Below are 8415 nucleotides of genomic sequence, written 5' to 3'. Positions count from 1 at the left end.
GGATAAGAATTGGGTTTCGATTCCCTACAATACCAGTTATGCGAATGCTTCGGATGCCTACACGGATATTGGGATTAGCGTATGTTATGGGATCCGGAAATTGGATGCGGTGACGCAGTTATATACAACCTGTTACTGGGACAGTGATCTGGAGATGTTCATCAATGATTATCCGGTAGTATTGGGTATTGCTTATGAGATCTTAGTGAGTACCGATGCGGCATGGACGCCTGATGTGTATACGAACCGGGGTGATGACATTGTTTCAACACCGGTGAAAGAGCGTTTGGGCACGATGGCGGTGATCAAGGATCCGAATTGGCCGGTGATCCAGGACGAGGAGAGAGCGAGTGTTATTTCGGATGACGCGTTGGCGGTCAGGCGTTCTGATGTCAGCAGGCAACAAGAGGATCGTCAGCCGTATTCGATCCGTGGTCGGATTAAAGGTGATGCATCGGGGTTAGCGATGAGGTGTTATGTCGTGTCCCGTCCTGATGAGCTACTGACCGAGAGCGTGCAGTCGTGTGGTATCAGGAGTAATGGTAAAGCGACGGTGTGGTGGGCTGAGCTGGGCAATCTGCCGACGGCATGGCGCGCTGGTGATGAGGTGGTGGTATTGCTGAGTAAGGAAGGCTTTTATGGCACGGCGAGCTACCGGCTGGATGGCAAAAGCGACATGGTGAAGCTGTCAGACATTACACTTAGTGCGGTGCCTGAAGTTGAGATAAAACAGAACGTGGATGGTAGTGCGACATTGAGCTGGACCGCGGTTGAAGATCCTTTAGTGATCGGATACAGTGTGTACCGGGTATCGGACAACCAAATCTGTGGGCGGTTGAACGATAAGATCATCAAGGGAACGACCTTTACCATAAACAACGCTGCGACGGAAGGTCAATATGAATTGCAGTTGGTATTTGCGGGTGGTTGGGAATCTGGATTCTATCCGCGGATCGCGGATAAGATCGCAGATGGTGTACAGTCTGGTAGCGTTGCACCGATCCCGGTAGCTTTTGCATTGGGGCAGGTGCGACCGAACCCGTTTGCGGGTCAGACTGCAATCAGCTTTGCGGTGGCGCAGACGCGGCACGTAGAATTGAAGATTTATGATATCGCGGGGAAGTTGGTGCGGACCCTGAAGAACGAGGTAATGGAACCAGGTTACTATAACGTTAATTGGGATGCTTTAGACAATATGAGCCGTCCTGTTGGTATGGGTGTGTATTTCTGCAAGTTTATGGCCGGAAATTTCAGCGCGACTCACAAGATAGTTGTGGCGAAATAGATGATCACAGGGGGTAATGATATGAAAACTATCAGGTTAATAATCTTGATCGGATGTATATTTGTTGGTCTGGCGCAGGCTGATCTATGCCAATTTTGGATGCGGTATGGAGGCAAAGTCGCTGTTCCGGAAACGACCGCCTTCTACTTCCGTTGGTACGTTCTTGATAATGCGCGCACGATGAGCGATACGATATGGTCACATTTCCAGATTACTGAAGACAACGGCGCCGGATATTGGACGCATGCGGGTGCCATCTTCATGTCTCGTGCTGAAGGCGACGATGACAATTTTGCAGTTCTTAATGGTTATCCGATCGCGCAGGGTGATACGAATATTTGTGCCTTTGAATATGATAGTGCTGCCGGGACCATCAACCACAAGGGTTTTTATTCGGTGATTGTTAGCAAGGCAGATAACACTTATAGTCCAGATTCAGCACGTTATTGCAGTCTGCGTGTTGTGGCTAGCATAGATACGAGTCATAATGGAAACTACCCCCAATTAACATGGCGAACCGCGAAATATGATACAGCTACCTTTGATCTGATTCAACTTAATTACAACCCGATCACCGGGTATGCCATCTACCGTAGTGACGATGGAGTAACGGGTTGGACACGACTCATCCCGAATGGCGGTGGTGTTATCAATGCGTACACTGACACAACCCATATCGATTCCGTTGGGGTGGCCGGTCCATATTATTATGCGTTGCGTTTGGTTTACGCGCCAACCCTGCGGATCATAGGCACGGATACGCTCTGGGTATTGTCAAAACTGTCCCAGAATTCATTGCCCCTAGCGATCATCGGCATTGAGGAACAGGGATCAGCGAGACAGGTAATACCTCTGTCGGTCAACCCGAATCCGGCAAGGGGGCAGGTGATCATAAGGCTTGGCCAAGCCGCAGGGAATCTCAGTGTTTACGATACCAGCGGCAAGCTTGTGCGTACACTGCCGGCGTCGCGCGAAGTCGTCTTTAACGGCACCGATGACGACGGCCTTGAGTTGCCGTCGGGAATTTATTTTATTGAGCTGAAAACGGAACACAATAAATATACGGAGAAATTGATCTTACAGAAATAGCCTGTCGATATTTATTTGTGGTGACATACCAAAATTATCGGTAAAAAACAAACTCCCCTGTTCAAACAGGGGAGTTTGCTGTAAATAGTTCATCTTTCTTGAAGTATGAAAGGAGTTGCAATGATAAAACAATTATGGACATTAATGGCGATGACTGCGGTAATGGCAGTAGGTCAAACAGCTTTTTTACATGAGGACATGGGAGCGCGTTTATCGCCGACAATGATCAATTATCAGGGATACGTCACTGACGCCAGCGGCAATCCGATCGAAAACCCTTCGCTTTCCATGATCTTCACGATCTATAATGCGGCCACGAATGGCACTTCAAAATGGACCGAGACCCAGACAGTTGCGGTTTCCAAAGGGATTTTCAATGTGCAACTTGGCAGCATAACACCCATTCCAGATACGGTATTCACCAAAGGAACAGGCCGCTGGCTGGAATTGACCATCGGCGGACAGGTAATGGCGCCGAGAACGAGAATAACCGCGGCTGGTTATGCCTATACCGCGACTTATTCGGACACTGCCGAATATGCAAAAAATGTAGCATTTGCGAACCTGGACGCAAGGTACGTGAACGTGCAGGGACCTGATTCCATGTATGCCGCTTCAACCAGTCCCACATTCAAAGTCAATGCGACCAGCAGCGGCGCCGGGCTCGTTGTGAACCGTGCTGCTTCGCTTTCAACTGATCCAGCGATAAATGCCGTGAACCTTGGCAGTGGTGCCGGTATTCGCGGTGAAGGATCAGCCAATGATATCGGCAGTGCCGGCGTGTCTGGGCGTCATGCAAATGGCAGGCCGGCGGTGTATGGCTGTTATGGTACGTCATATTCCAGCAGCCCGAATATTGAAGCCGGTGTCGCAGGATTCAGCGGGACCGGACCGGCATTTTACGCAAAAGAAGGTTCATCAGTAGGTTTGTCGGTCGATTCAACAGCCGGCAGGGGGGTCTACATCAGGCACGCCCTCAGTGACGGTGTTATGGTTGGAACAACCAATGGCGCTGGCGTCCGGATCGATTCAACAGTCGGGAGCGGCGTATACGTGGATCGCGCGAACGTGTACGGTATACAGATTTATGACGCGGAGTATTCAGGAGTCCGTGTAGAATCCACGCACACATCCACTAGTTCAGCCTATTATGTGCAAAGGGCAGCGGGCAACGGGTTCCGGGGTTACCGCATTGTAGGAGATGGATTCAGTGCTGACAGCGCCGGTGAAAACGGTTTGTACGTGGGCACCACGGGCAGGAGCGGCGTTTATGTCAATGATGCCGATAGTTTCGGCTTGAAGATCACCAATGCGGATGATGACGCAATAACTATCGGTCAGGGCGATTATGGTGTTTATGTCGATTCTGCGCGTTATGACGGTATGTGGCTTTACCATGTAGCCGATGACGGCGTTTCCGTTTCCCAGGCTGGCGGAGATGGTTTTTACGTGACGAATGCCGGTTCGAGAGGTTTATATGTCGGTACGACGGGTTCGCATGGGGTCTATGTGTACAACGCGGCCGGCAATGGCGTTTACGCGAACAGCAATGACCTGCGGGGTGGTTATTTCAGGAACGCCAACAACGATTATTACGCGCTGACCGCCTGGAATACTACCGGTACGGGCGGCACGGTCAATGGTTTATACGTTCAAGGTCATGGTTATGCGAGCGGAGGCTGGCAGACATTCCTTGGTGAAGGAAAGACCGGCTTTTCCATGACCAGTCCGGATATGGAGATCGTAATATCAGGCAGCAGTTCACTCACTAACGGTCATGCCTTGATCGTTTTTGACCGGACCTATCAAAATGTTTTGTCGCATGACATTCCGTTGAAGGTGATCATTACGCCCACTTCTGAATGTAATGGTATCTTCGTCACGAGCAAATCAAGCGATGGTTTTGAAGCAAAGGAACTCTTGAACGGACGATCGAGCGCGGCTTTTGACTGGATCGCCATCGGCAGGGCCAAAGGATATGAACAAGCGCCCTACACTGAAATACTCAAGGCTGAAGATGCGGAGGTCGTGACCGAAGAGATCCAACAGCCCGAAATCAGGGCTTATCAGACAGGCCAGACGAGTAGTAAGGCTGAACCAGCGTTGATCCCGGATTAGGAGGCGGTCATGAAAAGAAAAACTCTTTTAACGCTCCTTTTTATTTTGATCTCGACCCAGGCTTTTGCGGGGAACACCGCAGTCATTGTCCGGCAAGATCAAAAAGTGCCTGAATGCGGTCTTCCCGACCACACCCCTGATCCATCCATACTGGTTCGACCGAGCCGGCCTACGTATACTGGAACTGAATATTTCCGGATCAAGACACATGTCCGGGTTCATTATGCAAGGAGCTATAGCGATTCTACAACCCTTGCATACGCGGAGTCAGTAGCGGTTTATGCGGAGAGTTGCTGGGTAAGGGCTACGGCACTTGGGTGGGCAGTTCCACCGCCCGATCAGGGTATCGGCGGGGATGATCTTTTTGACATTTACCTGCGTCATTCCGTGAACATCGGCGCTTATGGCGTGTCTTACCATGATTCCAATTACACCACTCCCTATCCTGATGGTTATTCAAGCTGGATAGAGGTCTGCACGGATTCAGTCCATCATCCGTTTCCGAGGTTCATGAGGCTCAAAGCGCTCACGGCGCACGAGTTCCATCATTCATGCCAGTACAGGTACAGCCGTTTTGAACAACCATACTGGTGGTACTATGAAAATACTTCCAGCTGGATGGAAGATATCCTTTTCCCGGGGTGCGGCACGCTCTTATGGCGAAATAGTCAAAACACTGATTATACTGATAATCCGCTCACCCGTTCCTGGTGGGAGATCAACACTACCTATAGCAACTTTGAATATCCAGCTGGTCTATGGCCAAAATTCCAGGCTGAATACTACGGTCCGGACACGCCGCGTCTGATCTGGACATTATGCGGCCAGCACGCGGGCAGTCATTGTTTGTGGGATGCCGATTCGGCTTTGAAGTTAAATTATAATGGCAGCCTGGCCAATGCGGTCGGCCACTATGCGATATGGCGTTACTTTACCGGCGGTCGTGATGATAATCTTCATTTCTACCGCGCTGAAAGCTGCACGACAGCGATCCTCCATGCGCGGCATACGACCTATCCAGCCAGTGGCGATGAAGGGAGCCATGGTCCGTATTGTCCGGGTGGAATGGACCTGATCGAATTCGTGACCGACGGTAACCAGAACCTGACCCTCAGTTTTGATGGTCAGGACGGCTATAATTGGCGCGCTTATGTGGTTGCGACAAGGGGCACTGTTTCTTATGAGCACCTTATGTTGCTGGACGCGAACGCGGCAGGTTCGATCGTGATCCCTGCCTGGGAGGTGGACACGGCTGTTCTCATTCCGGTTTCCGTCCACTGGACAAACGATACAACAGTAACCTCCAGGTTAACATTCACCTATTCAGCAGGAACCACTGCTTCAACTGACATAGCCGAGACAAATAATATTGATCCATTATTCTATGCCATTTCGCAGAGTCCAGTTCGTGCCGAAAGAATATTCATCCATTATACATTACCTGCAAACGAAAATGGAGATCTGAAAATAACTGATGCCGTTGGCAGGGTTGTAAGGAATGCCAAGCTTCGGGGAACTGGCAAACCAGCGATCTATGTATGGGATAAGCGGGACAGATCGGGCGCCGAGGTAGAAGCCGGGGTTTATTTTTATCAGTTGTCGGCGAAAAACAAGACCGTTCGAGAAAAGATAATAGTTGTTAAGTAGAAAATAATGAATATAAAAAGCCCTCAGTCAAACTGGGGGTCTTTTTTTGGGTATTATCCGATAGATATCGAAACGATACTTAAGTCTTGACAATTGGTTATTATTGCTTATATTAAAAGATAATATGTTTATTGATCAAAGGAGATAAAATGAAGAAAATTTGTATTTTACTGATATGTTCCGCATTAATGGTGTTCGGCCAGAGCTGGAACCGGGTCCTTGAAGAATATGTCGGCGGCATCCTGCTCGCCGGCGCATATTCAGGGAGCGTCAATTACTCGCGGCCTTTCTGGGTGGATATCGATGACGACAATGACTACGATTTTTTCATCGGGGGCGAGCATGGCGGTCTTCATTATTATAGGAATGACGGGACCGCGAGCGCCCCTGACTGGACGTTCATGACCGAATTTTACCAATCCATCGATGTCGAGAACCGCTCGATAGAGGCGTTCGTGGATATCGATAATGATAGTGATTACGATCTGTTCTTTGGCGAACAGGATGGCAACATCAACTATTACCGGAACGACGGCACAGCGGCAAGCGCCGTTTTTATATTTGTCACTGACAACTATGCGGGCATCAGCGTAGGTTCTTTCTCCGCGCCTTATTTCTGCGATATCGATGGTGACAATGATTTTGACCTTTTTATCGGACGGCAGGACGGCACGATAACCTATTACCGGAATGATGGTACAGTAACAGTACCTTCCTGGACGTTCGTTTCCAATACCTGGTTCTCCATAGACGTTATTACCCGCAGCATACCATGGTTCGCGGATATCGACGCGGATAACGATTATGATCTGTTCGTCGGCTGCGCCGAAGGCACGGTGTATTTCTACCGAAACACTGGCACTCCGGCATCGCCCAATATGGTTTACGTCACGAGTAATTACACGTCTGACGTGGGCAACACCAGCGCGCCGTCCTTCGTGGATATCGACAATGACGGCGATCTTGATCTGTTCATCGGCGAGTACATCGGCAACGTCAACTGGTACCGGAATACCGGTAATGCCAGCAGCCCTTCCTGGAGTTTCGTGAGAAGGCACTATGTGGACATCGACATGAATTCGTCATGCACGCCGACGCTGGTGGACATCGACAATGACGGTGACAAAGATCTTTTCGCCGGCGAGTGGGTTGGTTTCATCGATTACTACCAGAATTCCGGAACGACCGCAAACCACCAGTGGACCATGATCAGCGAGAATTATGACAGTATTGATGTTGGAGATAACAGCGTGCCGACGTTCGTTAAGATCGATGGCGATAATGATTATGATATGTTCATCGGCAACCTGCTGGGCAACATCTATTACTACCGCAATGACGGCAGCGTTACGACACCCGATTTTACCCGGATAGACAGTAATTACAACAACATTGACGTCGGAGATTACGCCGCGTCCGTGTTCGTGGATATTGACAACGACAATGACAAGGACATGTTCATCGGCTGTCTGGACGGAACGATCTGGTATTACCGGAACGATGGCTCATCTTCAACCCCATCCTGGACCTATGTTTCCAATAACTATTCAGGCATCGATGTCGGCGACCGCAGTATACCGCGGTTTGCCGACCTGGATAATGATGGCGATTTTGACCTATTCATCGGTGAGGGTTATGGGACGACATATCATTACCAGAATACCGGTACGCCTTCAAGTCCGTCATTTGCGTTGGTAACCAGCGCGCTTGGCGGCATCAATGTCGAGGAAAATACCTGTCCTGATCTTGCGGATATCGACGCGGACGGCGACCTTGATCTGTTCATCGGCGAAAGATGGGGCGGTCTTAACCTGTATCTTCAGATAGTAACCGATGTCATCCCGCCCATGCGACCGGATATAGTCAGCGTCGTTAAAACGAGCAATAATGTAAGGTTGACCTGGAGAAAGGTCACGACCGATACGCTGGACAACGTTGAAAATATGAGAGGATATGTGGTTTACCGCAACACCGTTCCCAGTTATGCGCCAGGTTCAGCCGATTCAGTCGGGTTTGTCAATCAGCCGGACACGTTTTTTACCAATATAAGCGTCTTGAGTTCATTTCAAAATTACTATTACTTGGTCAAGGCGGTTGACCAGACCAATAACCGGTCTTATCCATCGAATATGGGCTTCAAGTTTCGGCAGGTATTAAACGAGAATGTATCATTAACGGACAAGAACTGGGTGTCGTTGCCATACCGTAACAATTATCCGAATATCTCGGATTTCTATACGGACATTGCTTTGAGTAATTGTTATGGGATCCGGAAA

At 49.5% G+C, this 8415-nt stretch carries 5 protein-coding genes; all 5 read left to right on the top strand.

Annotation, left to right across the window (positions count from 1 at the left end; genetic code table 11):
• A partial coding sequence (locus tag VF399_10410) for a T9SS type A sorting domain-containing protein (GenBank protein ID HEX7320751.1) occupies nucleotides 1-1285 on the top strand: 1285 nt, incomplete at its 5' end.
• A gap of 21 nt (nucleotides 1286-1306) precedes the next feature.
• On the top strand, nucleotides 1307-2374 hold the full coding sequence (locus VF399_10405; protein ID HEX7320750.1) for a T9SS type A sorting domain-containing protein: 1068 nt from the start codon (nucleotides 1307-1309) through the stop codon (nucleotides 2372-2374).
• Between the two features lie 120 nt (nucleotides 2375-2494).
• Nucleotides 2495-4492 carry a hypothetical protein gene (locus tag VF399_10400; protein HEX7320749.1) on the top strand — a complete coding sequence of 666 codons (1998 nt, stop codon included), beginning with the start codon at nucleotides 2495-2497 and terminating at the stop codon, nucleotides 4490-4492.
• Nucleotides 4493-4501: 9 nt separating this feature from the next.
• Nucleotides 4502-6139: a T9SS type A sorting domain-containing protein gene (locus VF399_10395; GenBank protein ID HEX7320748.1), complete on the top strand. Its 1638-nt coding sequence runs from the start codon at nucleotides 4502-4504 to the stop codon at nucleotides 6137-6139.
• Between the two features lie 149 nt (nucleotides 6140-6288).
• On the top strand, nucleotides 6289-8415 hold a 2127-nt coding region (locus tag VF399_10390; GenBank protein HEX7320747.1), incomplete at its 3' end, for a VCBS repeat-containing protein.

Source organism: bacterium (assembly GCA_036382775.1).
GTDB lineage: Bacteria > Hydrothermota > Tepidihabitantia > SM23-42 > JAOAFX01 > DASVHD01.
Note: the sequence above shows the minus strand (reverse complement) of the source record. Positions and strands in the feature narration are given on the sequence as shown.